Below are 26,544 nucleotides of genomic sequence, written 5' to 3' on the forward strand. Positions count from 1 at the left end.
ACCGCTGCCACTCACGCCGTCCCGACGGCGCCACGCGCACGGTGCAACTCGCGCCCGATGCTTGACTCATTGCGCCGCCGGACCGACGTGTTTCGAATCGTGCGCAGCACACGCCGACACGGGTGCTGATCAGAGAACCCCAGGTCAGCGCCATGGTAGCGAAGACCCCGAGGACAGCAGCGGCACAACAAAGAATCTGTAAAGATACATAACATCGAAACGAACAGCCGCATACTCGCGTAGTTGCGCAATGTTTTGGTGTTAGAACCACAAGATTGTGGCGATACCGTGTGCTTCATCAGGGACCCGCTCACTGAGGAGCCGCCGGTGCACATCGCAGTCCACCAAGGTCCGTCCGGTTCGGACGCCATTGGCACGGTCGCAACGACCGTGACCCGTGCGGCGGACTCGGGCGCAGAGCTAGTCGTGTTTCCCGAGATGTTCACGACCGGCTACCACATCGGCGCTGACATCCTCACGCTCGCCGAGCCCACGGACGGCACTACCGCACGGGCAGTCGCGCGGCTCGCCACCGAACACCGCGTCGCCATCGCCTACGGCTATCCCGAACGCGATGGCGACGCGGTGTTCAACGCCGTACAACTGATCGGTCCCGACGGCGCCCGGCTCGCCAACTACCGCAAGACGCACCTCTACGGCGACCTCGACCGCACCCGGTTCACACCCGGCGAGCGCGTCGTGGTGCAGGCCGAGGTGCACGGGCTGCTGGTCGGGCTGCTGATCTGTTACGACGTCGAGTTCCCCGAGGCCGTCAGGGCGCACGCGCTCGCCGGTACCGATCTCCTGCTGGTGCCGACGGCGCTGATGAGCCCGTACGAGACCGTCGCCGACACGCTGGTCCCGGCACGAGCGTACGAGAGCCAGCTCTACCTCGCCTACGCCAACCACACCGGGCAGGAGGGCACGCTGCGCTACTGCGGCCGCAGCTGCGTCGTCGCACCGACCGGGCAGGTGCTCGCCCGCGGCGGGCACGACGATGACCTCCTACTCGCCGACATCGACCCCGCCCTGCTGCGCGCGTCGCGCGCCGAGAACACCCACCTCGCTGACCGCCGCCCTGAGCTGTACACCGCACTCGCGACCCACGAAGGAGCCGCCGCATGACCTCGGCTATGCCGTCGTCGACCCACCACGCCGAGTCCAGCGCCAAGCCGATCACGATGTTCGGACCTGACTTCCCGTTCGGCTACGACGACTACCTCGCGCACCCAGCTGGCATCGGTTCGGTCCCGTCGCGGCATCACGGCACGGAGGTCGCCGTGATCGGCGGCGGCCTCTCCGGCATCGTCACCGCGTACGAGCTGATGAAGATGGGGCTGCGTCCCGTCATCTATGAGGCCGACCAGATCGGCGGCAGGCTGCGCACGGTGTCCTTCGACGGCTGTCCCGACGACGTCGTCGCCGAGATGGGTGCCATGCGGTTCCCGCCGTCATCCACCGCGCTGTTCCACTACATCGACAAGGTCGGCCTCGACACGACACCGTTTCCCAACCCGCTCACACCGGACACCCCGAGCACCGTCATCGACCTCAAGGGGCGCAGCCACTACGCCGAAGTCCCCGATGATCTGCCGCCGGTGTTCGGCGAGGTCTCGCGGGCGTGGGACCGCGCGCTGGCCGACGGGGCCGAGTTCGAGACGATGCAACAGGCCATCCGCGACCGCGACGTCGCCAGGATCAAGCAGATCTGGAACGAGCTCGTCCCCCGGCTCGACGACCAGACCTTCTACGGCTTCCTCTGCCAGTCGCCCTCGTTCGCCTCGTTCGCGCACCGCGAGATGTTCGGCCAGGTCGGCTTCGGCACCGGCGGCTGGGACACCGACTTCCCGAACTCGATCCTCGAGATCCTGCGGGTCGTCTACACCGGCGCCGACGACGACCACCGCGCGATCGTCGGTGGCAGCCAGCAGCTGCCACTGCGACTGTGGGAACGCTCGCCGGACAAGCTCGTCCACTGGCCCATGGGCACCAGCCTCGCCTCACTGCACGACGGCGCCACCCGGCCCGCCGTCACGCGGATCCACCGCACCGCGGGCAACCGGATCACCATCACCGACGCCGACGGCGGCATCCGCACCTTCGACAGCGCGGTGTTCACCGCGCAGAGCTGGATGCTGCTCTCCAAGATCGTCTGCGACGAGTCGCTGTTCCCGATCGACCACTGGACCGCCATGGAGCGCACCCATTACATGGAGTCGTCCAAGGTCTTCGTGCCCGTCGACCGGCCGTTCTGGCACGACATCGACCCGGAGACCGGCCAGCGGGTGATGAGCATGACGCTGACCGACCGGATGACACGAGGTACCTACCTGCTCGACGCTGGCCCCGACCGGCCAGCGGTGATCTGCCTGTCCTACACCTGGTGCGACGACTCACTGAAGTGGCTGCCGCTGTCGGCCAACGAGCGGGTCGAGGTGATGTTGCAGTCGTTGCGCGAGATCTACCCGAAGGTCGACGTGCGCAGGCACATCATCGGCGATCCCGTGACGATCTCCTGGGAGGCGGAGCCCTACTTCATGGGCGCGTTCAAGGCCAACCTGCCTGGCCACTACCGCTACCAGCGACGGCTGTACACCCACTTCATGCAAGACCAGCTGTCCGAGGAGCACCGCGGCATCTTCCTCGCGGGCGATGACGTGTCCTGGACGGCGGGCTGGGCCGAGGGTGCGGTCCACACCGCGCTCAACGCGGTATGGGGCGTGATGCGTCACTTCGGCGGCCAGACCGACCCGACCAACCCGGGGCCTGGCGACGTATTCGACCAGATCGCCCCGATCGAACTCGGCGATACCACGGAGGCACTCCGATGACCACAGCGGACAACCAGCCGATCGGACCTGTCGACGGGACGCGGGTGCCGCGCTATGCGGGCGAGGCCACCTTCGCCCGGCTGCCACGACTGCCCGACCTGGCCGATGCCGACGCGCTCATCTGGGGCGTGCCGTTCGACTCAGGGGTGAGCTACCGTCCGGGCGCGCGGTTCGGCCCGTCGCACGTCAGGCAGAGCTCGCGGCTGCTGCGCCCATACAACCCCGCGCTCGACGTCTCGCCGTTCGCGCGGCAGCAGGTCGCGGACGCGGGTGACGTCGGGGTGAACCCGTTCAACATCCAAGACGCCATCGGCACCATCGAGTCGGCGGCGCGGGAACTCTCCGGCACCAGCAGGCGACTCGTCACCGTCGGCGGCGACCACACCATCGCACTGCCGCTGCTGCGGGTGGCGCACGAGCGGCACGGCCCGGTCGCGGTGCTGCACTTCGACGCGCACCTCGACACCTGGGACACCTACTTCGGCGAGCCCTACACGCACGGCACGCCGTTCCGCAGGGCGTCTGACGAAGGTCTGATCGACTTCGATCACTCGATGCACGTCGGCATCAGGGGGCCGATCTACGCCAAGCTCGATCTCGACGAGAGTGAGCGGCTCGGCTTCGCGGCCATCAACTGCCGCGACTTCGCCCGCAAGTCCCTCGACGAACTGCTCAACCGGATGCGCGAGCGGCTCGGTAATCGTCCGGTCTACGTGTCGATCGACATCGACGTGCTCGACCCAGGGTTCGCGCCGGGTACCGGCACGCCGGAAGCGGGTGGGCTTTCCAGCCGCGAGCTGCTCGAGACCGTGCGCGCGCTCGACGGCCTGAACGTGGTTGGCGCCGACGTGGTCGAGGTGGCACCCGCCTACGACCATGCCGAGATCACCGGCATCGCCGCCGCCCACGTCGCCTATGAACTGCTCAGCGTCCTGCCGGTGCCGGACCGCTCCGGAAGTTGATCGCCCGCTCTCTACGTCTCCCGCTGATCCCAAGGAAGGACCGCCATGACAGGCACCTGGGTATCGATCCTGCCCCCACTGCTCGCCATAGGCCTCGCGCTCCTGACCCGCCAGATCATCCCCGCGCTGTTCGCGGGTGTCTGGCTAGGAACGTGGCTGCTCACCGACCTCTCGCTGCCCGGCGTCGGCGACGCGCTGCTCGACTCCATCGGCGTGCACGTGCTCGAAGCGCTCACCGACGCGGAGCATATGACGATCATCTTGTTCACCCTGATGATCGGCGGTGTCGTCGGCATCATCCGCCGCAACGGCGGCACCGACGGCATCGTCGGGCTGGTCACCAGGTGGGCGAAGACGCGGCGGCGCGGACAGCTCACCGCGGGCGGCCTCGGCGTCGCGGTGTTCTTCGACGACTACGCCAACACCCTCGTCGTCGGCAACACCATGCGCCCCATCACCGACCGGCTGCGCATCTCCCGCGAGAAGCTGGCCTACATCGTCGACTCGCTGGCGGCGCCAGTCGCCACCATCGCGCTCTTCACCACCTGGATCGGCTTCCAGATCGGCCTGATCGGTGACGCGATGGGCACGATCGGCGTCGACAAGTCCGGGTTCTCGGTCTTTCTCGAGTCGCTGAAGTACGCCTTCTACCCGGTGCTCGCGATCGTGCTGGTGTTCGCCATCGCCGCGACAGGGCGAGACTTCGGCCCCATGGCCCGCGCGGAGCGGCGCGCTGCGGGCGGCGAGGTACTGCGGAAGGGCTCGCAGCTCGGCGGCAGCGACGCGCTGGCAGCGGAGCTGCAGCCGAACGACGACACGCCGCGCAGGCTGGTGAACGCCGTGCTGCCGATCCTGGTGCTTGTCGTGACCACGCTTATCGGGCTGCTGGTCACCGGCGAGGGCGACAACCTGCTCCAGGTGATGGGCGACGGCGACCCGTTCCTCTCGCTGCTGTGGGGATCGCTGCTCGCGGTGATCGTCGCGGCCGTGCTGAGCGTCGGCCAGCGAATCCTGACCATCACGCACACCGTCGACGCCTGGTTCAGCGGCGTCAAGTCGGTGCTCTACGTGGTGATCATCCTGACGCTCGCCTGGGCGCTGTCCTCGCTGGCCGAGCAGCTCGACACCGCAGGGTTCATCGCGGGAGCGCTTGGCGACACGATCCCCGGCTGGAGCCTTCCCGCCATCCTGTTCGTGGTCGCGGCGGCTGTCGCGTTCGCCACCGGCACCAGCTGGGGCACGATGGGAATCCTGACGCCGCTGGCGATCCCGCTGGCGTGGGCCGTGCTCCAGGCGCAGGGCGACGCATCGCCTGCCGGCCACCCGATTCTGTTCGCGTCGGTGGCGACCGTGCTGGCCGGTGCGGTGTTCGGTGACCACTGCTCGCCGATCTCGGACACCACGGTGATCTCCTCGCTCGCCTCACAGTGCGATGTGGTCGACCACGTGAACACGCAGCTGCCCTACGCGCTCTACGCCGCCGTCATCGCGGTCGTCGCCGGCCTCGTGCCGATCGGGCTCGGCCTGCCGTGGTGGCTGGCGTACGCGGTCGCCATCGCCGTGCTGCTCGTCGGTGTGCGACTGCTCGGCACGCGCACGCCGGAACCGGCGGCCACCACCGCCGCGCCAAGCGCACCCGAGGAGGAGCGGGAGTCACTCACGATGTCCCCCTAACGCAGGGCACGACCGCCGCTCGACGTGGTCGCACACCCTCGAGACGCGCGGGCACCGCGGGAGCGATGAACCTCGCTCCCGCGGTGCCCGCGCAGCGCTAGTCCGCTACCTCAGCGCACTCCCCAGGAGTAGGTCTGCTTGCGCAGCCGTAGGTAGACGAACGATTCGGTGCTGACCACACCCGGGATGCTGCGGATGCGTTTGGTGAGCACTTCAAGGAGGTGCTCATCGCTCTCGCACACCACCTCGGCGATGAGATCGAAGCTGCCTGCCGTGATCACGACGTAGTCGACCTCGTCCATCTCCGCGAGCGCGTCGCTGATCGGCTCGAGGTCGCCCGTGGCCTTGATGCCGATCATGGCTTGCCGGGCGAAGCCGACCTCAGTCGGATCGGTGACGGCGACGATCTGGATGACGCCGTTGTCGATCAGCTTCTGCACCCGTTGGCGCACCGCGGCCTCGGACAGCCCGACGGCCTTGCCGATGGCGCCGTAGGCGCGGCGACCATCCTGCTGGAGTTGCTCGATGATCGCCTTGGAGGTGTCGTCGAGTAACCCGTTGTGCTCGTTCTTACCTGACCGGGATGGCATACGAGGCATCCTAAGCATCGCGAACCCGATTCAGAGCCGCTGCCACGCCTCGGTCAGTACCTCACGCAGAATCTCTTCCATCTCATCGAAGTGCGACTGGTCGCAGATCAGCGGCGGCGCCAGCTGCACGACCGGGTCGCCCCTGTCGTCCGCGCGGCAGTACAGCCCCGCGTCGAAGAGCGCCTTGGACAGGAAGCCGCGCAGCAGCCGGTCGGACTCCTCGGCGTCGAACGTCTCCTTGGTGCCTTTGTCCTTGACCAGTTCTATGCCGTAGAAGAAGCCGTCGCCACGGACGTCGCCGACGATCGGCAGGTCACGCAGCTTCTCAAGGGTCGCCCGGAACGCGCCCTCGTTATCGCGGACGTGCTCGAAAACGCGCTCGCGCTCGAAGATGTCCAGGTTGGCCAGCGCCACCGCCGACGACACCGGATGTCCGCCGAAGGTGTAGCCGTGCGCGAACATGACGCCGGTGCGCAGGAACGGCTCCACCAGCCGGTCACTGGCGATCATCGCGCCGAGCGGCGCGTAGCCGGACGTGATGCCCTTGGCGCAGGTGATCATGTCCGGCTGGTAGCCGTAGCGCTCGGCGCCGAAGGTGTGCCCGAGCCTGCCGAATGCGCAGATCACCTCGTCGGAGACCAGCAAGACGTCGTGCTCATCGCAGATCTCGCGCACCCGCTGGAAGTAGCCGGGCGGTGGCGGGAAGCAGCCACCGGCGTTCTGCACCGGCTCGAGAAACACCGCCGCGACGGTGTCCGGGCCTTCCTGCTCGATGGCGATGCCGATCTGGTCGGCGGCCCACCGGCCGAACGCCTCGGGGTCGTCGCCGAAGTGCGGCGCGCGGTAGAAGTTGGTGTTCGGCACGCGGAAGGTGCTGGGCACCAGCGGCTCGAACGGCGCCTTCAGACCGGGCAGGCCGGTGATCGACAGCGCGCCCTGGGTGGTGCCGTGGTAGGCGACAGCGCGGCTGATGACCTTGTGCTTGCCAGGCTTGCCCGTCAGCTTGAAGTACTGCTTCGCGAGCTTCCACGCCGACTCGACTGCCTCGCCACCACCCGAGGTGAAAAAGACCCGGTTGAGGTCGCCCGGCGCGGCGTCGGCCACCCGCTCCGCCAACTCGATGGCGGTCGGGTGGGCATACGACCACAGCGGAAAGAACGCCAGCTCGTTCGCCTGTTTCGCGGCCACCTCGGCGAGTTCGGTGCGGCCGTGGCCGAGCTGGTTGACGAACAGCCCTGCCAGGCCGTCGAGGTACCGCTTACCGTCGACGTCGTAGATGTAGGCCCCCTCGCCGCGCACGATGACGGGCATCGGCGCGTCGGGTCCGTAGTCACCCAACTGCGTGAAGTGCGGCCACAGGTGGCCCTGCGCGGACTTCTGCAGCGTCTCGGAGTCACGGTGATGAAGCGTCATGATCGTCCTGTTCGGTTCGGGGCAGCGTGAATGCCAGTCTGCACCGACGATCTGACGTTGCGCAAGCGATTTCGTTGAGTTTTAGTCTCGACTCTTCTAATTTAGTCGCACTAGAGTTAGAGTTCTGCGTGATTCAACGTCGAGTGATGGGACGACGATGCGAGTGCCTTCCCTGACTTCCCCACCGCAGGTCATGCCTGCCGAGTGGACGCGGCACGAACGCACCTGGATGGCGTTCCCGCCCCCGAACGACACCTTCGGCGAGGACGGCTCGCCATCACTGGCGCATGCCAGGCGGCTGTGGACCGAGGTCGCCAACACGGTCGCGCGCTACGAACCGGTCACCCTCGTCGCGGGCATCGGCCACGGTGCCGCGGCCAAGGCGCTGGTGCGCCCCGACGTGACCGTGGTCGAGCTGCCGCTGGACGACGCCTGGCTGCGTGACAGCGGTCCGACGTTCGTGCGCGACTCGGCCAGCTCGACCGGCGTCACCGCCGTGGACTGGGTGTTCAACGGCTGGGGCGGCCAGGACTGGGCGAGCTGGGAGCGCGACGACCAGCTCGCAAGGCAGGTCGCCGAGCTGGCGGGACATCCGTCGCGGCGATCCCGGCTCACCATGGAGGGTGGCGGGTTCCACGTCGACGGCGAGGGCACCGTGCTGTTCACCGAGACCGTCCAATTGGACCCGGGCCGCAACCCGGGTTGGACCGCCGCCGACGTCGAGGCCGAGGTGCACGCCCGGCTTGGCACCAGCACCGCGATCTGGCTGCCGCGTGGGCTGGCTCGCGACTACGACGAGTTCGGCACTCGCGGCCACGTCGACCTGGTCGCATGCTTCGTGCGGCCCGGCACGGTCGCCGTCCACGTGCAACGCGACCGGGCACACCCGGACTACGAACTCACGCACGAGATCGCCGAGCGGCTGCGCACCAGCACAGACGCGCGCGGGCGCAGGCTGGAGGTCATCGAGATCGCGGCGCCCACGGTGATCGAAGACGGCGACGGCCGACCCGTTGACTACTCGTATATCAACCACTACGTCGCCAACGGTGTCGTCGTGCTGTGCGCCTTCGACGACCCGAACGACTCCGCCGCTGCCGAAGCGCTGAGCGCCGCGTACCCAGATCGGACGGTAGAGCTGGTCGACGCGCGCGGCATCTTCGCGTGCGGCGGCGGCATCCACTGCATCACCCAGCAACAGCCCGCCGTCGGCTGACCGCGCCGACGCCTCACCGGCCAGCGATCCCGCACCCGCCGACAGAACCCGAGGATCCCTGAGGAGAACCATGGAACTGATCACCGCGACCGTCCCCGACTCACCGGCGCGGGTGGACGAGCCCACCCGCGACCCGCTGGTCGTGGGACTGGTACAGACCCGCTGGCACGCCGATCCCGACGAGCACGCCGAGGTACTCGCCGACGGCATCCGCACCGCGGCCCGAGCGGGCGCGCGGGTAGTCTGCCTGCCGGAGCTGACGTTGTCGCGCTACCCGGCCGACACCAAGCCCGACGGTGACGCCGCCGCCACAGCGGAGGACCTGGATTCCGGGCCGACCTACGCCTTCGCCGCGAAAGCGGCGGCTGACGCCGGGGTCGCGGTACACGCCTCGTTGTTCGAGCGTGCGGATGGTCCCAGCGGCCCTGATGGCCTGGGCTACAACACCGCGATCATGGTCGGCCCGGACGGCACGCTGCTCGGCCGTACCCGCAAGCTGCACATCCCGGTCAGCGCCGGATACTACGAGGACCACTATTTCCGTGGCGGACCCGCCGCTGGAGATCCGTATCCCGTCGTCGAGCTGCCCGTCCCCGGCGGCACCCCGGCCCGGTTCGGCCTACCGACCTGCTGGGACCAGTGGTTCCCCGAGGTCGCACGGGCGTACTCGCTCGCGGGCACGGAGATCATCGTCTACCCCACCGCTATCGGCTCCGAGCCCGACCACCCGGACTTCGACACCCAGCCGCTGTGGCGGCAGGTGATCGTCGGCAACGGCATCGCGAACGGCACGTTCATGGTCGTCCCGAATCGGTGGGGCGATGAAGGCACGCTGCGCTTCTACGGCTCGTCGTTCATCTCAGACCCGTATGGCCGGGTGCTGGCCTCCGCGCCGCGCGACGCCGACGCGGTGCTGGTCGCACCGCTCGACCTGGACCAACGCCGCGACTGGCTGACGCTGTTCCCGTTCCTGGAGACCCGCCGCCCTGACACCTACGGCTCGCTGAGCGAGGAGACCTGCGCAGGGTCGAACCAAGCAAGGAGGTCTGACGCATGAAACCCGCTGACTTCCGCCGGGAACTGGAACGGCGGCTCGCCATCATCGAAGACCCCGAGCACCGCGACCCCGCCACCGACAACCTGCCCCGGGGAGACTGGATCGCACTGCTCATCGGTTGCGTCGTGCTGATCGGCGCCGCGCTCGCCTGGGGGTACCCATGGTGAAGCAGGAACCCGACGTCACGACGTCTACCGCGGGCGAGTTCACCGAGCTGCCGGTACTGCCGCACGAGCGGCTCTGGGGATTCTGGCAGTTCACCTCGGTCAACGTCGGGCTGGCGATCGCCACCTGGGCGTTCCTGATCGGCGGCAGCATCGCGCTGTTCGCCGGGGTGACGACAGCGATCGCCGCCACGATCATCGGCAACCTGGTCGGCGTCGTGCTGGTCGCCGTCGGCACCTGCCTGCCGTCCGCGAAGTACGGCATCGAGCAGTACACCGCGCTGCGGTCGGTGCTGGGCAGCAACGGCGTTCGAGCGTTGATCGCGATCCTGGTGCCGCTGTCCGGCGCGGGGTGGAACGCCATTCTGGCTATCATGTTCGGCCGCGCGGTGACCAACGTGCTCAACGCGGTCTTCGACGCGGGCTTCGACCCGAACGGCCCGGTGGTCATCGGCATGTCGCTGCTGGCGCTGCTGGTGTCCTGGGCGGTGCTGTCCCGTGGGCCGGTCTCGCTTGAATGGGTGAACAAGATCGTCGCGCCGGTGCTGGTGGTGATGACGCTGGTCATGCTCGGCGTGATCTTGGCCAACCATTCCTGGTCCGAGCTGATGTCGGCCGAGGCGCTGGCGCCGTTCGGCGACCCGAGGCTCGACTTCGCCATCGCGCTCGAGCTGAGCTTCGCTGTCGCCTTCGCGTGGTGGCCGATCACCGGCAACCTGGCCCGGCTGACCAGGACGCAGCGGGTGTCGTTCTGGCCGAACATGATCGGTTTGTTCGGCGCATCGGTTGTCGCGGGCCTGGTCGGCACGTTCGCCGCGCTGATGATCGGCGACGCCGACCCGACCGCGTGGATGGTGCCGCTCGGCGGTGTCGTGCTCGGCGTGCTCGCGCTACTGTTCGTGGCGTTCGCCAACGTCACCAGCATCGTGGCGCAGACGTACTCCGGCGGTCTTGGGTTGATCCGCGCGGGCGGCTCGGTGGTCCGGCGCATCCCGTGGCCGGTGTTCATCGCGCTGCTGTACACCCCACCGGCGATCGTGGTGTTCTGGCCCGCGACGTTCTACGACAACTTCTTCAAGTTCGTCGCCTGGGTCGGCATGGCGATGGCGCCGCTGACCGCCGTCTACCTGACCGACTTCTTCCTGCTGCGACGCGGCAAACTCATGCTGCGCGAGCTGTACGAGCCGGAGGGCACGTCGCGGTACTCGTTCTGGTGGGGGCTCAACCCGGCCGCGATCATCGCGGTCGCGGCGGGGTCGGTGACCTACGTGCTGCTGCTCGACCCGATCACGTTCGAGTCGCATGCGATCTTCACCTACACCACGGCGTCGCTACCCGCGTTGCTGGTGACGGCGGTGGTGCACGCCGTGCTCACCGTGGTGTGGGTGCGCCCGGCGGGTAAGGGCGGCTATCGCGAGCCCCGTGCCACCCGTTCCCCGGAGCCGGTCGAGGAGGCGGTCGGGTGAGGGCGACGCTGTACTCCAACGGACGGCTGTTCACCGGCGACCCGGAACGACCGACGGCGGAGGCGATGGTCGTGCGGGGTGAGCGCATCGACTACGTCGGCGACAACGGCACCGCGCGCACCCGCGCGGGCACGGACGCACTGGAACTCGATCTGGCCGGCAGGACGGTGCTGCCCGGGTTCGTCGACGGCCACGCGCACGTACTGATGACTGGCGAGGCGCAGCTCAAGGCCCACCTCACCGACGCAGCGGACGTCGCGGAGATCCAGCGCCGCGTCGCCGCGTGGGCCGATACCAATCCGGACGCGCCCCGGGTGCTCGGCAGGGGCTGGCTGTTCGGCGCTGTCCCCGGCGGCAGACCGACCAGGCAGCTGCTTGACGCGGTCGTGCCGGATCGTCCGGTCTACCTCGACGCCAACGACTACCACTCGGTGTGGGTCAATACCGCGGCGCTGGCCGAGCTCGGCGTCACGCGCGACACCCCGGACCCGGTGGGTGGCCGGATCGTGCGGGACACGGATGGCGAGCCGACCGGGCACCTGGAGGAGACCGCAGCGATCGAGATCGTGTGGTCGTTCCTCGCAGAAGCGAGCAGCGACACCGACCGGGACCGCGCGCTCATGGCGGCGGCGCACGCCTATCTGTCGTCCGGTGTGACCTCGGCCGTTGACATGGCGCTTGACGAGCGCAACGTGGCGGCGATGGTGCGCGCCGAGCGGGACGGGCGGCTCGACCTGCGCGTCGTCGGGCACTGGCTGATCCATCCCGGGATCGACCACGGCCCGCAGATCGAGCGGGCCGCCGAGCTGGCGCGCACCCACCGCTCGGAACGGCTCCGCGTCACCGGGGTGAAGTTCATCGTCGACGGCGTCATCGACGGCTGCACCGCCACGATGCTCAAGCCGTACGCCGACGGGAGCAACGCCGACCCCATCTGGACCGCCGACGCGCTCGCGCCAGCGGTCGCGGCGGCCGACGCCGCTGGGCTGCAGGTGGCACTGCACGCCATCGGTGACGGCGCGGTTCGGATGGCGCTGGACGCGCTGGAGCACGCCGCCGCGGTGAACGGGCCGCGACCGAGGCGGCATCGGATCGAGCACCTCGAGTATGTCGATCCCGCCGACGTGCCACGGCTGGCCCAGCTCGGCGTGACCGCGTCCATGCAGCCGGTGCACGCCGATCCGGCGATCAGGGACAACTGGGCGGCGATGCTCGGCGACGAGCGCGCGGAACGCGGCTTCGCCTGGCCGGAGTTCTCCGGCGCGGGAGCGAAGCTCGCGTTCGGCACCGATGCGCCAACGGCCCCGCACCCACCGCTACCGAACATCTACATCGCCACCACCCGCAAATCGGCGCTCGATCCCGAGCTGCCCGCGCGGCAGCCGGACCTCGCGATCCCCGCGCCGGACGCTCTCGTGCATGGCACGGCGGACTCGGCGTGGGCCTGCCGCGCCGAGGACGACGTCGGCAGGCTGCGAGCGGGCCTGCTCGCGGATTTCGTCGTACTCGACCGCGATCCGTTCGACCACGCCGACGGCGCTGCGGAAGCCTTGCTGCGGGCACGGGTACTGCGGACCGTCGTCGGCGGCCGCACCGTCTGCCGCAGCTGAGCGTCTCGACAGTGCTTGGCTGGCGGCGCCTAGTTCCACGACGCCCGGCCACATGATGTCGATCAACTTCCTGCGGCGTGTGACCACGTTTGCGCTCGTTTTATCCGTATCGGTAGTCACAGCGCGCAGGGAGTTGATCAACAAGCGGCAGCCAGCGTGCGTATCGACTAGACGGCCCCAGGCGCGACGCGCGCGGCAAAACGTAGCACTCGATCTCTCGTGGCTCCGTTATTAGTCGTGTAAGTCAATTTCTGCAACGGAATCCCTTGTGATCACGCGCAACGTGTGCCAGAGTCGTCGGCACGTGCCCCGAGTCACAACGACCGCCACGGAATGACCACGACCACAACGCAAACCCCACCGAGACACCGCCGAGGAGTGATCTCCAGTGCCCACGCAGGTTCGCCGGCTCAAGAACTTCATCAACGGGGCCTACGTCGACGCCGCCGACGGCCGGACGTCCGAGATCGTCGACCCGGCCACCGGCCACGTCGTCGCCGAGGCGCCGCTGTCGAGCGCGGACGACGTCGATACCGCGTTCCGTGCGGCCGCGGATGCTTTCGAGAACGGCTGGCGCGACGCCACCCCTGGTGAGCGGCAGATCGCGCTGAACAAGTTCGCCGACGCCGTCGAGGACCGCGCCGACGAGCTGGTCGCCGCCGAAGTCGCCAACTGCGGCAAGCCCGCGCAGATGACAAAGGACGAGGAGATCTTCCAGGTCCTCGACGCGCTGCGGTTCTTCGCGGGCGCGTCCCGCAACCTTGAGGGCAAGGCCGCTGGCGAGTACATGGCGGGCCACACGTCCTGGGTCCGCCGCGAGCCGATCGGCCCGGTCGGCCAGATCACCCCGTGGAACTACCCGATGGCGATGGCCGCGTGGAAGATCGGTCCCGCGCTGGCGGCGGGCAACAGCGTGGTGCTCAAGCCGTCCGACACCACCCCGATGTCCACGCTCCTGCTCGCCGAGATCGCGGCTGAGTTCCTGCCTGCTGGCGTGTTCAACGTCGTCACCGGCGATCGCGACACCGGCAGGGCGCTCGTGGACCACCCGACGCCGAGGCTCATCTCGCTGACCGGCTCCACCCGCGCGGGCAAGGAGATCGCCGAGGCTGGCGCCAAGGACCTCAAGCGCCTCCACCTCGAACTCGGCGGCAAGGCGCCGGTCGTCGTCTTCGACGACGCCGACATCGAGGCCGCGGCCGAAGGGATCGCGGGCGCCGGGTATTTCAACGCGGGTCAGGACTGCACCGCGGCAACGCGTGTGCTCGCCGCGCCAGGGATCCACGACGACCTCGCCGCCGCGCTCGCCGAGCAGGCGCGAAAGACCGTTACCGCTGGCCCGGACAACGCCGACGCGGACTACGGCCCGCTGAACAACCCGAACCAGCTCGCCAGGGTGTCCGGATTCATCGACCGCGCGCCCGACCACGCCAAGATCCTCGCCGGGGGCGAGCGGGTCGGCGACACCGGCTACTTCTACGCGCCCACCGTCGTCGCCGGGCTGCGCCAGGGCGACGAGCTGACCACCGACGAGGTCTTCGGCCCCGTCGTCACCGTGCAACGGTTCGACGACGAGGACACCGCCGTGAACTGGGCTAACTCCGTAGAATACGGGCTGGCCTCCAGCGTCTGGACGCGCGACCATGCCAGGGCGCTGCGGGTGTCGCGGCGGCTCGACTTCGGCTGTGTGTGGATCAACACCCACATCCCGCTCATCGCCGAGATGCCGCACGGCGGCTTCAAACACTCCGGGTACGGCAAGGACCTGTCGGCCTACAGCTTCGAGGAATACACCCGCGTCAAGCACGTCATGAGCTACATCGGCTGATGGGAGACCGCATGACAGCCACAACCGAGGCGCCAGCCACCACGGCTGCGGGCACGCCGAGCCTTCCCGCGCCCGCGATCAGCCTGGCGGGCGTCACCAAGAACTTCCAGTCCGGCCGGGAGAGCTTCACCGCGGTCGGCGGACTCGACCTGGACATCCAGGCTGGCGAGTTCTTCTCGCTGCTCGGCCCATCCGGCTGCGGCAAGACGACGACCATGCGGATGATCGCCGGGTTCGAGGAGCCAACCACCGGCGTGGTGCGGCTCGACGGCACCGACGTCACCGGCGTCGCACCGAACCACCGCGACGTCAACATGGTGTTCCAGAGCTACGCCTTGTTCCCGCACCTGAGTGTGGCCGACAACGTCGCGTTCGGTCTCAAGCGCAAGCGAGTCGGCAAGGCGGAGACCGACCGTCGCGTCGCGGAGATGCTGTCGCTTGTCGAGCTGGGCGATCACGGCTCGCGGAAACCGTCGCAGCTATCCGGCGGGCAGCGGCAGCGAGTGGCACTGGCCCGCGCGCTGGTCAACCAGCCCCGTGCGCTGCTGCTCGACGAACCACTCGCCGCGCTCGACCTCAAACTGCGGCAGGCGATGCAGATGGAGCTCAAGCGCATCCAGCGCGACATCGGCATCACGTTCATCTACGTCACCCACGACCAGGGCGAGGCACTGACGATGTCCGACCGGATCGCGGTGATGAACGGCGGCTACGTGGAACAGCTCGGCACACCGGCCGAGATCTACGAGCGCCCGGCGACGCGATTCGTCGCGGAGTTCATCGGGACGTCGAACCTGCTCACCGGCACCGCCGCGGCCACGACGGCCGACGGCACCGACGTGCGGCTGGACTGCGGCCAGCGCGTGCGCATCGCGGAACGGCTCAGCGAGGGCACCCCGGTCGACATCACGGTGCGTCCGGAGAAGATCCAGCTCAGCACCGCGCCACCGGACGACAGCCTGAGCCGGGTGCGCGGCACGGTGTCCGACACCGTCTACCTGGGCTCGTCCACGCATTACACCGTACGACTCGACACCGACACCGAGATCGTCGTCTTCCAGCAGAACGACCGCGACCTGAGCGCGGCCGATGCCATCGCGGGACGCGGCAGCGAGGTCTGGCTGTCGTGGCGTCCCACCCACTCCTACCTCCTGCCGTCCTAGCACGGCCCCACTCCCCCGAATCCCTGCGCAAGGAGGCCCCACCGTGCGTACCAACACCCTGCTGCGCGGCATGACCCAGGCCCGCTACGGCCGCCGCGACATGCTCAAGCTCTCCGCCATGGCCGCAGCTGGCCTCGGGCTGTCCGCCTGCGGCGTGTCCGGTCAGAAGCAGGAAGCCGTCGCCGCCGACGACTTCTGGCAAGGCAAGAAGGAGACCGGCAGCCTCCGGTTCGCCAACTGGCCGCTCTACATCGACTCGAAGCGGACCCAGCTCAAGCAGTTCACCAAAGAAACCGGCATCAAGGTCGACTACCGCGAGGACGTCCAGGACATCGCGGCGTTCGCGGGCAAGCTGCAGCCGCAGCTCGCCAACGGCGACTCGACCGGCTACGACATGTTCGTGCTGACCAACGGCATCGAGCTGGCGCGTTTCCTCGCCCTGGGCTACCTCGCGCCGCTCGACCATGGGCGGATGCCGAACTTCACCGACAACGTCGGCGATGCGTACCGGAACAACTCCTACGATCCGGGTAACAAGCACACCGCGCCGTACGCCTCCGGGATCACCGGCATCGCCTACAACCCGAAGTACGTCGACCGCGAGATCACCAGCATCGCCGACCTGTGGGACCCGAAGTTCAAGGGCAAGGTCGGCATGATGTCCGACCCGCAAGAGATCGCCAACTTCGGCCTGCTGTTGAACGGCGTCAACCCGGCGGAGTCGACCGAGTCCGATTGGCAGGCCGCCGCCGAGAAGCTGAAGCAGCAGCGCGACGACGGCATCGTGCGCTCCTACTACGCGCAGGACTTCGTGCAGCCGCTGACCAACGGCGACGTCTGGTTGTCGATGGCGTGGTCCGGCGACATCTACCAGCAGAACGCCGAGGCGGGCACCGACCTCAAGTTCGTCGTTCCCGAGGAAGGCGCGACGATCTGGACCGACGTCATGTGCGTCCCCACGACGTCGGAAGCCCCTGTCGACGCGCTGAAGCTGATCGACTTCCTGTACCGGCCGGAGATCGCGGCGGGGCTGACCGAGTACATCACCTACATCACTCCGGTGCCCGAGGCGCAGGAGGTGCTGCGCGAGCAGGCGCAGCAGGCGTCCGGCGGCAAGCGCGAGGACCTTGAGCGCCTCGTCGAGAGCCCGCTGGTGTTCCCGGCGGAGGAGGACTACGCCCGGCTGCACAACTATGTCGCGCTCGAGCCGGGCCAGGAGAAGTCGTTCACGTCGAAGTTCCACGCAGTCACCCAGGCCTGAGCCATGCGACGCAAACTCACTCCGTACCTACTCGCCCTGCCCGGCTGGGCGTGGCTGGCGCTGTTCTTCGTCGTGCCGCTGGCCGGGATGATCTCGCTTTCGCTGACCAGCGGGAACGTGATCACCGGCTTCACCCAGACGTTCAACGTCGGCAACTACGTCGAGGCGATCACGACGTACTCCGAGCAGCTCGTCCGTTCGCTGCTCTACGGCCTCGGGGCCACGCTGATCTGTGTCGCGATCGGCTACCCGGCGGCGTATTGGATCGCGTTCCACGGCGGCAAGCACAAGTCCACGTACCTGCTGCTGATCCTGCTGCCGTTCTTCGTGTCGTTCGTACTGCGGACGATCTCGTGGAAATTCACGCTCAGCGACAACGGCGTCGTGCTCGGCACGCTGAAGACCATCGGGCTGCTGCCAGCGGACTTCTCCGTGCTCAACACCGCGCCCGCCGTCGTCCTCGGGCTCGCGTACAACTTCCTGCCGTTCATGGTGCTGCCGATCTACGCGGTGCTGGAACGGATGGACCATCGCGTCGTCGAGGCCGCCCACGACCTGTACGCCAGCAAGCTGCAGGCGTTCCTGCGTGTCGTGCTGCCGATCTCGCTGCCAGGCGTGTTCGCGGGCGGGCTGATGACGTTCATCCCGACCACCGCCGACTACGTCAACGCCTCGGTGCTCGGTGGCCCTGGCAACACCATGATCGGCAGCATCATCAAGACCCAGTACCTGGTGAACAACGACTACCCGATCGCGGCGGCGATCACCTTCGTGCTCATGGCCGTGCTGCTGATCGGGATCTTCAGCTACGCAAGGGCGCTGGGCACCGAGCGCGTGATGGAGGTGCAGGCGAAGTGACCAGCGGCCTCGACACACCCACCAAGGCCCCCGCCGAGGTGCGGGCCCCAACCCGGCCCCGGCGTCGCGTCGACTGGGGCAAGTGGTTCACCTGGGGCGTGCTCGCGTGGCTGTTCGCGCCAATCACGTTCATGATCGCGTTCAGCTTCAACGACATCCAGGGCAGGCACAACGTCACCTGGGAGGGCTTCACGCTCAAGTGGTACGGCCAGGCGTTCGATCACGCGGATCTCACCCAGGCGTTGCTGTACACGCTGGCGATCGGCGTGCTCACCATGCTGATCGCGGGCACGATCGGCAGCTTGCTCGGGCTCGCGCTCGGCAGGCACCGGTTCCGCGGCCAAGGCACGACCAACCTGGTGATGTTCGCGGCGATCTGCGCGCCGGAGGTCGTGCTCGGCGCGGCGTTGCTGTCGCTGTTCCTGCTGGTCGGCATCGCGACCGGCTTCGTGGCGATCCTGCTCGCGCATGTGATGTTCACGGTGTCGTTCGTGGCGATCACGGTGCGGGCCCGCGTGATCACGCTCGATCCGAACCTCGAAGAGGCCGCGCGCGACCTCGGTGCCGGGGCATGGACGACGTTCCGGCTGGTCACGCTGCCGATGCTGCTGCCGGCGATCATGGCTGGCGGGCTGCTGGCGTTCGCGCTGTCGATCGACGACTACATCATCACGTCATTCGTCGCCGGTGAGGTCACCACGTTCCCGCTGTGGATCTGGGGCGCCACCAGGGTCGGCATTCCGCCGCAGGTCAACGTCATGGGCACGCTGATCTTCGGGGTCGGCGTCACGCTGGCGATCATCAACGTGGTCGTGGCGAAGCGGCGGCGGTCATGACGGCGACATCTGACGCGGCTACCGCCGCCGCTTGGGCTGACGCCGCGCCGGTGCCGTTCTGGCTGGACCCGGATGTCCACGACGTGCCGGAACCCGCGCCCGCACTCAGCACGGACGTGACGGCGGATCTGCTCGTGGTCGGCGGCGGTTTCAGCGGGCTGTGGGCCGCGCTGATCGCCACCGAACGCGAGCCCGACCGCGATGTCGTGCTGATCGAGGCGAACACCGCGGGGTGGGCGGCGTCCGGGCGCAACGGCGGGTTCTGCGCCGCCAGCCTCACCCACGGCTACGGCAACGGCGCAGCTCGCTGGCCCGACGAGATCGCCGAACTGGAACGCCTCGGACGGGTCAATCTGGACCGCATCGAGGCCGACATCGAGCGGCACGGCATCGACTGCGAGTTCGAGCGCACTGGCGAGCTGGTGCTGGCCACCGAGCCGTGGCAGCTCACCGAGCTCACCGAGGAAGCCACGGAGCTGCGGCGGCTCGGCTACGACGTCGAGGTGCTGGACGCCGAGCAGGCGCGGGCACGCGTGGACTCACCGACGTACCTCGGCGGAACGTTCACCAGCGACGCGGTGGCGATGCTGCACCCGGCGAAGCTGGTGTGGGGGTTGCGGGAGGCGTGCCTGCGGCGTGGCGTGCGCATCTTCGAGCGCACCGCGGCGCGGCGCATCCGGCGCGAGTCCGACGGACTGCGGGTGGCGACCGACGGCGGCTCAGTACGTGCTCGCCGCGTGGCCTGGGCGACCGGCGCGTTTCCCGGGCCGCTGCGGCGGTTGCGGCACTACCTCGCCCCGGTCTACGACTACGCGCTGATGACCGAGCAGCTCACCGAAACGCAACTGGCCAGCATCGGCTGGCGGGGCCGCGAGGGGCTGTCCGACGCGGGTAACCAGTTCCACTACTACCGGCTCAGCGCCGACAACCGGATCCTGTGGGGCGGCTACGACGTCATCCATCACTTCGGCGGCGCGATCCGCGATGAGTTCGACCAGCGCCCGGCGACCTTCCAGACGCTGGCCGAGCACTTCTTCGCGACGTTCCCGCAGCTGGCGGGGGTCCGGTTCACGCATCGCTGGGGCGGGGTGATCGACACCTGCAGCCGGTTCAGTCCGTTCTTCGGCACGGCGTACGGCGGTCGGCTCGCCTACGCGGCCGGGTACACCGGGCTGGGCGTGGGCGCCACGCGGTTCGGGGCCGAGGTGATGCTGGACCACCTCGCTGGTGAGGAGACCGAACGCACCCGGCTGGAGATGGTGCGCGGCACGCCGCTGCCGTTCCCGCCGGAGCCGGTGCGCTCGCTCGGCATCGCACTCACGCTGCGCAGCACGGCGGCTGCCGACCGCAACGGCGGCAGGCGGAACCTGTGGCTGCGCACGCTCGACCGTCTTGGCCTCGGCTTCGACAGTTGAGCGGGTGGCCCGGCCGGTGCGCACCAAGCCACCGCACCGGCTGGGTCGCACCGTCCGTGCTCGGCCGTGCGCTGCTGGCTACCCCTGATGCCCCGAGCGCATGCCGGGCGACGCGCCGCTCCAGGGCCGTGCATGATGGGGGCCGTCCGTGCGCACGACAGTGGTTCGAGGAGGCACCTGGATGGACGCGCGCATCGTCGTTGCCGGTGAAGCACTGATCGACCTGATGGTCGGCGACGACCCTCGGCACCCGACGGCGTGCCCCGGCGGCAGCCCCGCCAACACGGCGGTGGCATTGGCCCGCCTGGGTGAACCGGTTGCCTTCGCGGGCCGGTTCGGCGACGACCGGTTCGGCGACATGCTCCTGGCGAATCTCTCCGCCAACAACGTCGACCTTGGCTACGCGGTCGAGGCGAACGAACCGGCGAGCATCGCGGTGGTCACCACCGGCACCGACCGTGGCGCGCGGTACCAGTTCCACGTCACCGGCACCGCGGACTGGGCGTGGCGCGAACACGAGCTGCCGACCCGGCTGCCCGACAGCGTCACCGCCGTGCACGCTGGTTCGCTGGCGATGGCGCTGCCACCCGGCGCGGACGTGCTCGCCCGCTGGTTCGCCGACCAGCGCACGCACCGCGTGACCAGCTTCGACCCGAACATCCGGCCCGCACTGGTCGGTCCGCGCGAGCGGTACGTGCCGTGGCTGGAGTCGGTGGTGGCGACCTGCGACGTCGTCAAGGTCAGCACCGAGGACCTGGCCTGGGCCTACCCCGGCGATGACCCGGAGCGAATCCTGTCCCACTGGCACGCCGAACTCGGCGTCACGCTGGCCGTGCTCACCAAGGGCGGTTCCGGCGCGACGGCGATCGCGGCCGGCAGGACCATCACGCGGCCGGCGACGGTCGTCGACGTCGGGGACACCGTCGGCGCGGGCGACGCCTTCAGCGCGGGGCTGCTGCACTGGCTCGCCGAGCATGACCTGCTCACCCAGCGTGCGCTGCCGCGGTTGACCGACGACGACATCAGCAGCGCCCTGGACTACGCGGCCATGGTCGCCGGCCTCGCGTGCGGCAAGCACGGCGCCGACCCACCCACCCGCGACGAGGTCGACGCGGCCTTCGCGGGCGCATGAGCGACAGCGGCTTGGCCGCTGCCCGCGAGTCGCACCTTCCTCGGCGCGAGTCGCACCTTCCTCGGCGCGAGTTGCACCTTTCCGCCCCGCGAGTCGCACTTTCGTGGGAAGAAATCACAATGCGCACCGTTCGCTGCAACGGCGGAGCGACACGAAGGCACGCCTCGTAGTACGCTTAGTGTGGTCGCAGTTTTGAAGTGTTCGTGTCTGAGGCACGCTCGCGCAGAACTCTTAGGTGCGGGCGTCGCTGTTCTCCTAGTAGGGCAGTCGCCGTCTGGTTTACCGGACCGACCAGGCCACACGGTGTGGTCTGCGAAAATCCCTAACAAGGAGAGTTATGACACAGGGAACCGTGAAGTGGTTCAACTCGGAAAAAGGCTTCGGCTTCATCGCGCGGGAGGATGGACCGGACGTCTTCGTTCACTACTCCGAGATTGATGGATCCGGCTTCCGGAGCCTCGAAGAGAACCAGCAGGTCGAATTCGAGCTGACCCAGGGCGCCAAGGGCCCGCAGGCCAGCCGCGTCAGGGCTCTCTGATAGTCGCCTGCTTCAAGCAACACTGCGCCGCGCACCCGCTCATTCGGGCGGGTGCGCGGCGCAGCATTATGAGGATGGTCTATGACAACATCGCACGACACAACTCAGTCCGGCCCCAGCACAGCTGAGGTGCCGACCGTGTCGTTCAGCCACAGCAAACCAGACGATCAGGTCGATTACGACCAGCTCAACGCGGCGGGAGCCCCAGGGGCCGACGAGCTCCACATGCCGTTCACCGCTCCCCCTGCGCACCTCGCGCCCACTGAGCCGCCGGAACCCCGGTCGCCCTCGTCCCGGTCTTCGTCGGGACGGTCTTCGTCGGGACGGTCTTCGTCCGGACACCAGTCACGGCGCGGTGGCGGCTCACGGCACCAGTCGTCGTCTCGCGCACCGCGCCGACGTCACTGATCCCGTAGCTCGAAGTCCGCGAAGTCGAAGCCGGGGCACACCACACAGCTGACCAGCACGTCGCCACGCGCGTGCGCCCGCTGCCACGTGCCAGCCGGGACGACGACTTGCTGTTCGGCGTTCTGCCACTCAGGGCCGCCGAGCAGCCGGGACTCCGGCTCGGGTTCCAGCCACAGCTCAAGCAGGCCAGGACCATGCCACAGCCACATCTCGTCGGACGCGACAACATGCCAGCGTGAGTCCTGACCATCGGGCAGCAGATAGTGGATCGCGCTGGCCGCATCCCGCCTGCCACGCTGGGTGTCGACCATGTGGTCACTGACCCACGTCCTGCGGTACCAGCCACCCTCTGGATGCGGCACGAGGTCGTGCCGCGCAGCCAGCGGCGGTCGCTGGTCGAATCGCAGGAACGTGCCATCGATGTCCCGGCGCGCATAGCGCACGGCAACGAACTCCTCGCACGCGATGGCGTCGTGCGCGGGTGACTCGTGCGGCCCACTGGACTGCCGCGACTCAAGCAGCACGACATCACCCTCGACGTCACGGCAGGTCTCGTTGGCCACGTCGAGCACCGCGTCGGCGGTGCCAGTGACGCGCGCGAGGCAGTGTTCGTCAAGCCAGCGCGCGGACGGCTGATTACCGGTCACGCGATAGGCGTCGAGCGAGAGCAGATACCGCACTGAGGTCATGACTCGGCATCGTATGCGGCAAGCCAGAACAGCTGCCGCATGACACGTTCGTGGGAACTCGGGTGACCGCGGGTCAAGTCCGCCTGTCGCTGCCACCGATAACCGGATGTCCCCGCAGGTCACAATGCAACTGGATCAAGGAGATTCTCCGGTGACGTCACACGGCAAGAAGGTCATCATCAGCTCGGCGATCGTGGCCGCGATCGCGGCGTTCGTGCTCGGCATCCGCCGGTCCCGCGACGCGGAGACGCCGGCTGAGCGGCACGCCGCCTGAATCGACGCTAGTCCGACGCGGCGCTAGCGAGCGCGCCAGCCTAGGTCCAGAACCGCCTGGGTCAGTTCCTGGTAGCCGGAGCGGACGTCCTCGGTGTAGCGGCTGAGTTGCGAGGCGCGGGCGGAGTCGATCGGTTCCGGTTCGGGGCCAACGTTCACCCACGACAACCGAGCCACGTTGTCGAGCGCCATTCGCCACCACCGCTGCGCCTGGGACATCGCCCGTTGCTCGCGCTCGGTGGCGGCCTCGATCTCCTCGCGGGCCGCCACCGTCGCCGACTCGAGTTCGGCCATGCGCGACCGCTCCCACGCTTGCAGGTCCACAGTGGCCTTCCGCGCGAGACCAGCGATCTCCTTGTAGCGCATCGCGGGCGAGACCTCAGCCGCCGACGCCGCTGCCGACCACTTCGCTGTCACGACTCCTCCTCAGCCACCGCGTACGGGATCATGACCTCCGGCGAGCTATGCGTGGTGCGATCGAAGAACAGCGCCCTGCCCGGCCGTGGTGACCAGTGCACCACCTGACCCGCGCAGAATGGCCCGAGATCGCTGCCCTGCACGTCGAGTGCTGCCAACGCGCCGATGTCCTCGGTGCCGCCGAAGCCGAGGGTGTCCTTCAGCCGCGCCACCGAACGCCACCAACCGAACACGTGCACCCCGTGCGATGGCCCCTGCTTGAGCACCGCACGCAGCACGTCGAGCCCGCTCTGCTTGCCAGGCTCCTTCCGTTCCAGCGTGGGCAGCGCGGCATCGACACCGTAGAGCAGCACGATCCTGCGGGCGCCATCCTCACTCATCGCGGCCTGTACGGCGGCCAGCCGCTCCCCCAGCTCATCGCAGGGAAGCAGCTCGGCCTTGTGCCCCTCCCGCTGCAACTGGTCCGTCAGCCGCGCCACGGCGGGCGCGCATGAGTCGACAAGGCAACACGCGACGAACTCGACCTCGCCCTCGTGGAACTGCCGCGCGAGCGAGCGCGCCGCCGAGTCCAGAATGGACATCGCGGGTCGCTGCGCGGCGCCCAGCACCGCGAGGTTGCGTCCTGGCGCACGGGGCAGCTCGACGCCGAAAGCGATGTCGGAGACCGCGATCGCCTGACCGACCAGCGCACGCGGCTGCCCTCCCTTGGCCAGCTCGGCGTACGCGACGCTGTCGGACAGCACAGGGGCGACGGCACCGTCGAATAGCCGGGGGCTGCCGTGCCCGCTGGCGTAGCGCTCCCACAACGACCGCTGCAATCGCGCGAACACCCCTGGCGAGCTGGCGTCCGGGATGTGCGCGACCCGGTTGCCGTGGGCGACGCCGGAGTCGTGGTTGACCACGGCGTGCCAGCGCGGTGCGGTCACAGCGGCCCGGTTCGTCTCGGTGAGCACCCGCCGCGCCTTGGGCATCGCTATCCGCAGCGTGCACTGCTCGAACACGGCCGGCTTTCCCCAGAACGCCTCGATACCGGCGACGTCCTGACTGGCCAGGATCAGGTGGATCCCCTGCGACCGTCCCCTGCGAGCGATGTCCTCCAGCAACGACGTCGCCAGCGCCGTCACGGTGTCACGTCCTGCGAACAGGTACTGGAACTCGTCGATCACCGCGACGATGCGCGGCCACGTGCCGTTCGGATCGGCCTCGCGCAACTCGGCGAGTGTGGTGACCTCATGCTCCTTCGCGGCGGCCGAGCGGCGACGGAGTTCGTCGGCAAGGAACCGCAGCAGCGCCAGCCCAAACTCCCGGTCGGTGTTGACATTGACGCCGATCAGCCGGGCGTGCGGCAGCCAGCTCTCGTCCTTGCGGCCAGGCGCGAGGCCAGCGAACGACACACCTTCCTTGAAATCGAGCAGGTACAGCGCCAGCTCGTCCGGCGAGTACCGTGCGGCGAGCCCACCGAGCAACGCGTAGAGGAAGTTCGTCTTCCCCGATCCACTCGGACCACCGATGAGCGCGTGTGGCGTGGCATCCCCGATGACGACCTCGACTGGGTCGCCCTCGTCGAACCCGACCGGGGTGCGCAGCTCATCGGTGGAACGTTCCCGCCCAAGCTCGGCCGGCACCAGATCGGTGAAGCCGCGCGGGCCGCCCTGCTTCGCCACCAACGCCCGCGCGATCGCCCCGGATGCCGCGCTGACCTGCGCGCCTGGCAGCGGCGGGTCCAGGTCCACCACGAGGTCGCCGCCGGTCATGCTGCAGACGGCGGTGTGCTCGTCGCGCAGCCGAATGGTCTCCACCGATCCGCCGAGCACGGTCGGCACGTCCACCACGATCAGCGAGATCCCAGCATCCAGCGCCCCGCTCGCGATGCGTTTCAGGTCGCGGCGCTGCTCCGGCTCAAGCTCCTCACCGTTGCCGTAGAGCACCGCGATTCGCCACGGCTCGATGCGCGTGCCCTTCGCCTCCCGCATCGCTCGCAGCGACGGGTGCCCGCCCTGCAGCGCGTCGGCGTGAATCCGCCGAATATGGCCGGAGAACTCGTCGAGCAGGTCGGCAAGCCGTGTCGGGTCGTGCACGGTGACCGCGCTGGTCCTACTCAGCGCGTAGAAGTTCGGCAGCACGGCGGTGAGCTGCCCGATGTCCCACAGGTGCACCCGCACCGCGCCCGGCTCGAACGTGCTCAGCACCCGCATCAGCAATGACTCGACCAGCGCGTCCACCGCATGCCGGGTGCCAGGCGCTGACGTGATCGACAGGTGCGACTCGTCAAGCAGCGGCACCGCGACGTCGAATTCCTCGGCGTCGTCAGCGGTGCCGACCGTGCAGGCGCCGATGCGCCACAGCCCTGGTGCGGTGAGGCCCTTATTGGTGCCGACCCTGCCGAGCCAGCGCCCCGGCGGCTGCCCCGCGGCGCCTGGTGCGCTGGCGGCGACCAGCGACCGCAGCCGCGCGGGCCCGTCCGCCCATTCCTGCCCGAACGCGACGCGCACCTGGTCCAGCCGCTGCCACACGGCGGTGGACACCGGATCTCCTGGTCGAGGCGCCAGCGACGGGTCACATCGTGCGCGATCGCACCCCTCGGTGACGATCGCCCGTTCCAGCTCAAGCGTCGCCAGTTCGAACTCCGCGTCCGCACGCGCGTTGCGCGCCGCGCCCATCACGAAGCCAATCCGCGTGCGCAACTCGTCCAGGGCGGCGAGCACCCTGCCGCGCTGCTGCCGTGCCTTTTTGCCGATCACGC

Annotated in this window: 23 protein-coding genes; 18 read left to right on the plus strand and 5 right to left on the minus strand. The window is 68.7% G+C overall.

What is annotated here, in order from left to right:
* The first annotated feature begins 327 nt into the window (after window positions 1-327).
* Genes AMYHA_RS23875 through AMYHA_RS23890 form a run of 4 tightly spaced genes read left to right on the plus strand, consistent with a single transcriptional unit; the run spans window position 328 to window position 5,467 of the window.
* The gene (locus AMYHA_RS23875; protein WP_034278616.1) at window positions 328-1,125 is read left to right on the plus strand and encodes a carbon-nitrogen hydrolase family protein; all 798 of its coding nucleotides are present in this window, start codon (window positions 328-330) and stop codon (window positions 1,123-1,125) included.
* Entirely contained in the window at window positions 1,122-2,831 is a 1,710-nt protein-coding gene (locus AMYHA_RS23880; protein WP_034274764.1) for a flavin monoamine oxidase family protein, read from the plus strand. The genes AMYHA_RS23875 and AMYHA_RS23880 overlap by 4 nt, the downstream gene beginning before the upstream one ends.
* Complete coding sequence (speB, locus tag AMYHA_RS23885; protein WP_034274766.1) at window positions 2,828-3,793, plus strand: agmatinase; 966 nt, start codon at window positions 2,828-2,830, stop codon at window positions 3,791-3,793. Before AMYHA_RS23880 ends, speB begins: the two co-directional genes overlap by 4 nt.
* Window positions 3,794-3,838: 45 nt before the next feature.
* Window positions 3,839-5,467, plus strand: a complete 1,629-nt coding sequence (locus AMYHA_RS23890) for a Na+/H+ antiporter NhaC family protein (RefSeq protein ID WP_084037470.1) — start codon at window positions 3,839-3,841, stop codon at window positions 5,465-5,467.
* A gap of 110 nt (window positions 5,468-5,577) precedes the next feature.
* Here the strand turns inward: AMYHA_RS23890 and AMYHA_RS23895 are convergent, their stop codons facing one another.
* Together AMYHA_RS23895 and AMYHA_RS23900 are read right to left on the minus strand one after the other, a co-directional pair.
* Window positions 5,578-6,057, minus strand: coding sequence for an Lrp/AsnC family transcriptional regulator (locus tag AMYHA_RS23895; RefSeq protein ID WP_051400243.1), 480 nt, complete (start codon window positions 6,055-6,057; stop codon window positions 5,578-5,580).
* A gap of 30 nt (window positions 6,058-6,087) precedes the next feature.
* Window positions 6,088-7,470 carry an aspartate aminotransferase family protein gene (locus tag AMYHA_RS23900; RefSeq protein WP_034274770.1) on the minus strand — a complete coding sequence of 461 codons (1,383 nt, stop codon included), beginning with the start codon at window positions 7,468-7,470 and terminating at the stop codon, window positions 6,088-6,090.
* 163 nt (window positions 7,471-7,633) lie between these two features.
* Here AMYHA_RS23900 and AMYHA_RS23905 point away from each other — a divergent pair, with 163 nt between their 5' ends.
* From AMYHA_RS23905 to AMYHA_RS23960, 13 genes are all read left to right on the plus strand, one after another.
* On the plus strand, window positions 7,634-8,686 hold the full coding sequence (locus tag AMYHA_RS23905; RefSeq protein WP_231104879.1) for an agmatine deiminase family protein: 1,053 nt from the start codon (window positions 7,634-7,636) through the stop codon (window positions 8,684-8,686).
* A 70-nt stretch (window positions 8,687-8,756) separates the two neighbouring features.
* Window positions 8,757-9,743 carry a nitrilase-related carbon-nitrogen hydrolase gene (locus AMYHA_RS23910; RefSeq protein WP_034274773.1) on the plus strand — a complete coding sequence of 329 codons (987 nt, stop codon included), beginning with the start codon at window positions 8,757-8,759 and terminating at the stop codon, window positions 9,741-9,743.
* Window positions 9,740-9,910, plus strand: coding sequence for a hypothetical protein (locus AMYHA_RS27270; RefSeq protein WP_157362367.1), 171 nt, complete (start codon window positions 9,740-9,742; stop codon window positions 9,908-9,910). Before AMYHA_RS23910 ends, AMYHA_RS27270 begins: the two co-directional genes overlap by 4 nt.
* Window positions 9,904-11,373: a purine-cytosine permease family protein gene (locus tag AMYHA_RS23915; protein WP_051400244.1), complete on the plus strand. Its 1,470-nt coding sequence runs from the start codon at window positions 9,904-9,906 to the stop codon at window positions 11,371-11,373. Before AMYHA_RS27270 ends, AMYHA_RS23915 begins: the two co-directional genes overlap by 7 nt.
* Complete coding sequence (locus tag AMYHA_RS23920) at window positions 11,370-12,983, plus strand: amidohydrolase (RefSeq protein ID WP_034274775.1); 1,614 nt, start codon at window positions 11,370-11,372, stop codon at window positions 12,981-12,983. The genes AMYHA_RS23915 and AMYHA_RS23920 overlap by 4 nt, the downstream gene beginning before the upstream one ends.
* A 388-nt stretch (window positions 12,984-13,371) precedes the next feature.
* Complete coding sequence (locus AMYHA_RS23925) at window positions 13,372-14,811, plus strand: gamma-aminobutyraldehyde dehydrogenase (protein WP_034274777.1); 1,440 nt, start codon at window positions 13,372-13,374, stop codon at window positions 14,809-14,811.
* An 11-nt stretch (window positions 14,812-14,822) separates the two neighbouring features.
* On the plus strand, window positions 14,823-15,974 hold the full coding sequence (locus AMYHA_RS23930; RefSeq protein ID WP_034278620.1) for an ABC transporter ATP-binding protein: 1,152 nt from the start codon (window positions 14,823-14,825) through the stop codon (window positions 15,972-15,974).
* 43 nt (window positions 15,975-16,017) lie between these two features.
* Window positions 16,018-17,235, plus strand: coding sequence for an ABC transporter substrate-binding protein (locus AMYHA_RS23935; RefSeq protein ID WP_196776961.1), 1,218 nt, complete (start codon window positions 16,018-16,020; stop codon window positions 17,233-17,235).
* A 3-nt stretch (window positions 17,236-17,238) separates the two neighbouring features.
* Complete coding sequence (locus AMYHA_RS23940; RefSeq protein ID WP_034274779.1) at window positions 17,239-18,093, plus strand: ABC transporter permease; 855 nt, start codon at window positions 17,239-17,241, stop codon at window positions 18,091-18,093.
* Complete coding sequence (locus AMYHA_RS23945) at window positions 18,090-18,929, plus strand: ABC transporter permease (RefSeq protein WP_034274783.1); 840 nt, start codon at window positions 18,090-18,092, stop codon at window positions 18,927-18,929. Before AMYHA_RS23940 ends, AMYHA_RS23945 begins: the two co-directional genes overlap by 4 nt.
* On the plus strand, window positions 18,926-20,344 hold the full coding sequence (locus AMYHA_RS23950; protein ID WP_034274785.1) for an NAD(P)/FAD-dependent oxidoreductase: 1,419 nt from the start codon (window positions 18,926-18,928) through the stop codon (window positions 20,342-20,344). Before AMYHA_RS23945 ends, AMYHA_RS23950 begins: the two co-directional genes overlap by 4 nt.
* Window positions 20,345-20,525: 181 nt before the next feature.
* Window positions 20,526-21,476 (plus strand): carbohydrate kinase family protein, encoded by a 951-nt coding sequence (locus AMYHA_RS23955; RefSeq protein WP_034274788.1) that lies wholly within the window; start codon window positions 20,526-20,528, stop codon window positions 21,474-21,476.
* Window positions 21,477-21,813: 337 nt separating this feature from the next.
* Window positions 21,814-22,014, plus strand: coding sequence for a cold-shock protein (locus tag AMYHA_RS23960; RefSeq protein WP_034274790.1), 201 nt, complete (start codon window positions 21,814-21,816; stop codon window positions 22,012-22,014).
* A gap of 401 nt (window positions 22,015-22,415) precedes the next feature.
* Here AMYHA_RS23960 and AMYHA_RS27680 read toward each other — a convergent pair whose 3' ends face one another.
* Complete coding sequence (locus AMYHA_RS27680) at window positions 22,416-23,111, minus strand: cupin domain-containing protein (RefSeq protein ID WP_084037471.1); 696 nt, start codon at window positions 23,109-23,111, stop codon at window positions 22,416-22,418.
* 151 nt (window positions 23,112-23,262) lie between these two features.
* Here AMYHA_RS27680 and AMYHA_RS28250 point away from each other — a divergent pair, with 151 nt between their 5' ends.
* Entirely contained in the window at window positions 23,263-23,385 is a 123-nt protein-coding gene (locus AMYHA_RS28250) for a hypothetical protein (protein WP_269189771.1), read from the plus strand.
* A gap of 23 nt (window positions 23,386-23,408) precedes the next feature.
* On the opposite strand, the gene AMYHA_RS23970 is transcribed toward AMYHA_RS28250, so the two are convergent.
* Window positions 23,409-23,801, minus strand: a complete 393-nt coding sequence (locus AMYHA_RS23970) for a hypothetical protein (RefSeq protein WP_330760638.1) — start codon at window positions 23,799-23,801, stop codon at window positions 23,409-23,411.
* Complete coding sequence (locus AMYHA_RS23975; RefSeq protein WP_034278630.1) at window positions 23,798-26,539, minus strand: FtsK/SpoIIIE domain-containing protein; 2,742 nt, start codon at window positions 26,537-26,539, stop codon at window positions 23,798-23,800. The genes AMYHA_RS23970 and AMYHA_RS23975 overlap by 4 nt, the downstream gene beginning before the upstream one ends.
* Between the last annotated feature and the right edge of the window lie 5 nt (window positions 26,540-26,544).

This window comes from Haloechinothrix halophila YIM 93223 (assembly GCF_000504245.1).
Lineage (GTDB): Bacteria > Actinomycetota > Actinomycetes > Mycobacteriales > Pseudonocardiaceae > Haloechinothrix_A > Haloechinothrix_A halophila.

Excerpts from the sequence above, each read along its gene's own strand:
- AMYHA_RS23890 (WP_084037470.1), top strand. The coding sequence starts at position 3,839 with ATGACAGGCACCTGGGTATCGATCCTGCCCCCACTGCTCGCCATAGGC.
- AMYHA_RS27680 (WP_084037471.1), bottom strand. The coding sequence starts at position 23,111 with ATGACCTCAGTGCGGTATCTGCTCTCGCTCGACGCCTATCGCGTGACC.
- AMYHA_RS23915 (WP_051400244.1), top strand. The coding sequence starts at position 9,904 with ATGGTGAAGCAGGAACCCGACGTCACGACGTCTACCGCGGGCGAGTTC.
- AMYHA_RS23895 (WP_051400243.1), bottom strand. The coding sequence starts at position 6,057 with ATGCCATCCCGGTCAGGTAAGAACGAGCACAACGGGTTACTCGACGAC.
- AMYHA_RS23950 (WP_034274785.1), top strand. The coding sequence starts at position 18,926 with ATGACGGCGACATCTGACGCGGCTACCGCCGCCGCTTGGGCTGACGCC.
- AMYHA_RS23880 (WP_034274764.1), top strand. The coding sequence starts at position 1,122 with ATGACCTCGGCTATGCCGTCGTCGACCCACCACGCCGAGTCCAGCGCC.
- AMYHA_RS23930 (WP_034278620.1), top strand. The coding sequence starts at position 14,823 with ATGACAGCCACAACCGAGGCGCCAGCCACCACGGCTGCGGGCACGCCG.
- AMYHA_RS23900 (WP_034274770.1), bottom strand. The coding sequence starts at position 7,470 with ATGACGCTTCATCACCGTGACTCCGAGACGCTGCAGAAGTCCGCGCAG.
- AMYHA_RS23960 (WP_034274790.1), top strand. The coding sequence starts at position 21,814 with ATGACACAGGGAACCGTGAAGTGGTTCAACTCGGAAAAAGGCTTCGGC.
- AMYHA_RS27270 (WP_157362367.1), top strand. The coding sequence starts at position 9,740 with ATGAAACCCGCTGACTTCCGCCGGGAACTGGAACGGCGGCTCGCCATC.
- AMYHA_RS23910 (WP_034274773.1), top strand. The coding sequence starts at position 8,757 with ATGGAACTGATCACCGCGACCGTCCCCGACTCACCGGCGCGGGTGGAC.
- AMYHA_RS23940 (WP_034274779.1), top strand. The coding sequence starts at position 17,239 with ATGCGACGCAAACTCACTCCGTACCTACTCGCCCTGCCCGGCTGGGCG.
- AMYHA_RS23955 (WP_034274788.1), top strand. The coding sequence starts at position 20,526 with ATGGACGCGCGCATCGTCGTTGCCGGTGAAGCACTGATCGACCTGATG.
- speB (WP_034274766.1), top strand. The coding sequence starts at position 2,828 with ATGACCACAGCGGACAACCAGCCGATCGGACCTGTCGACGGGACGCGG.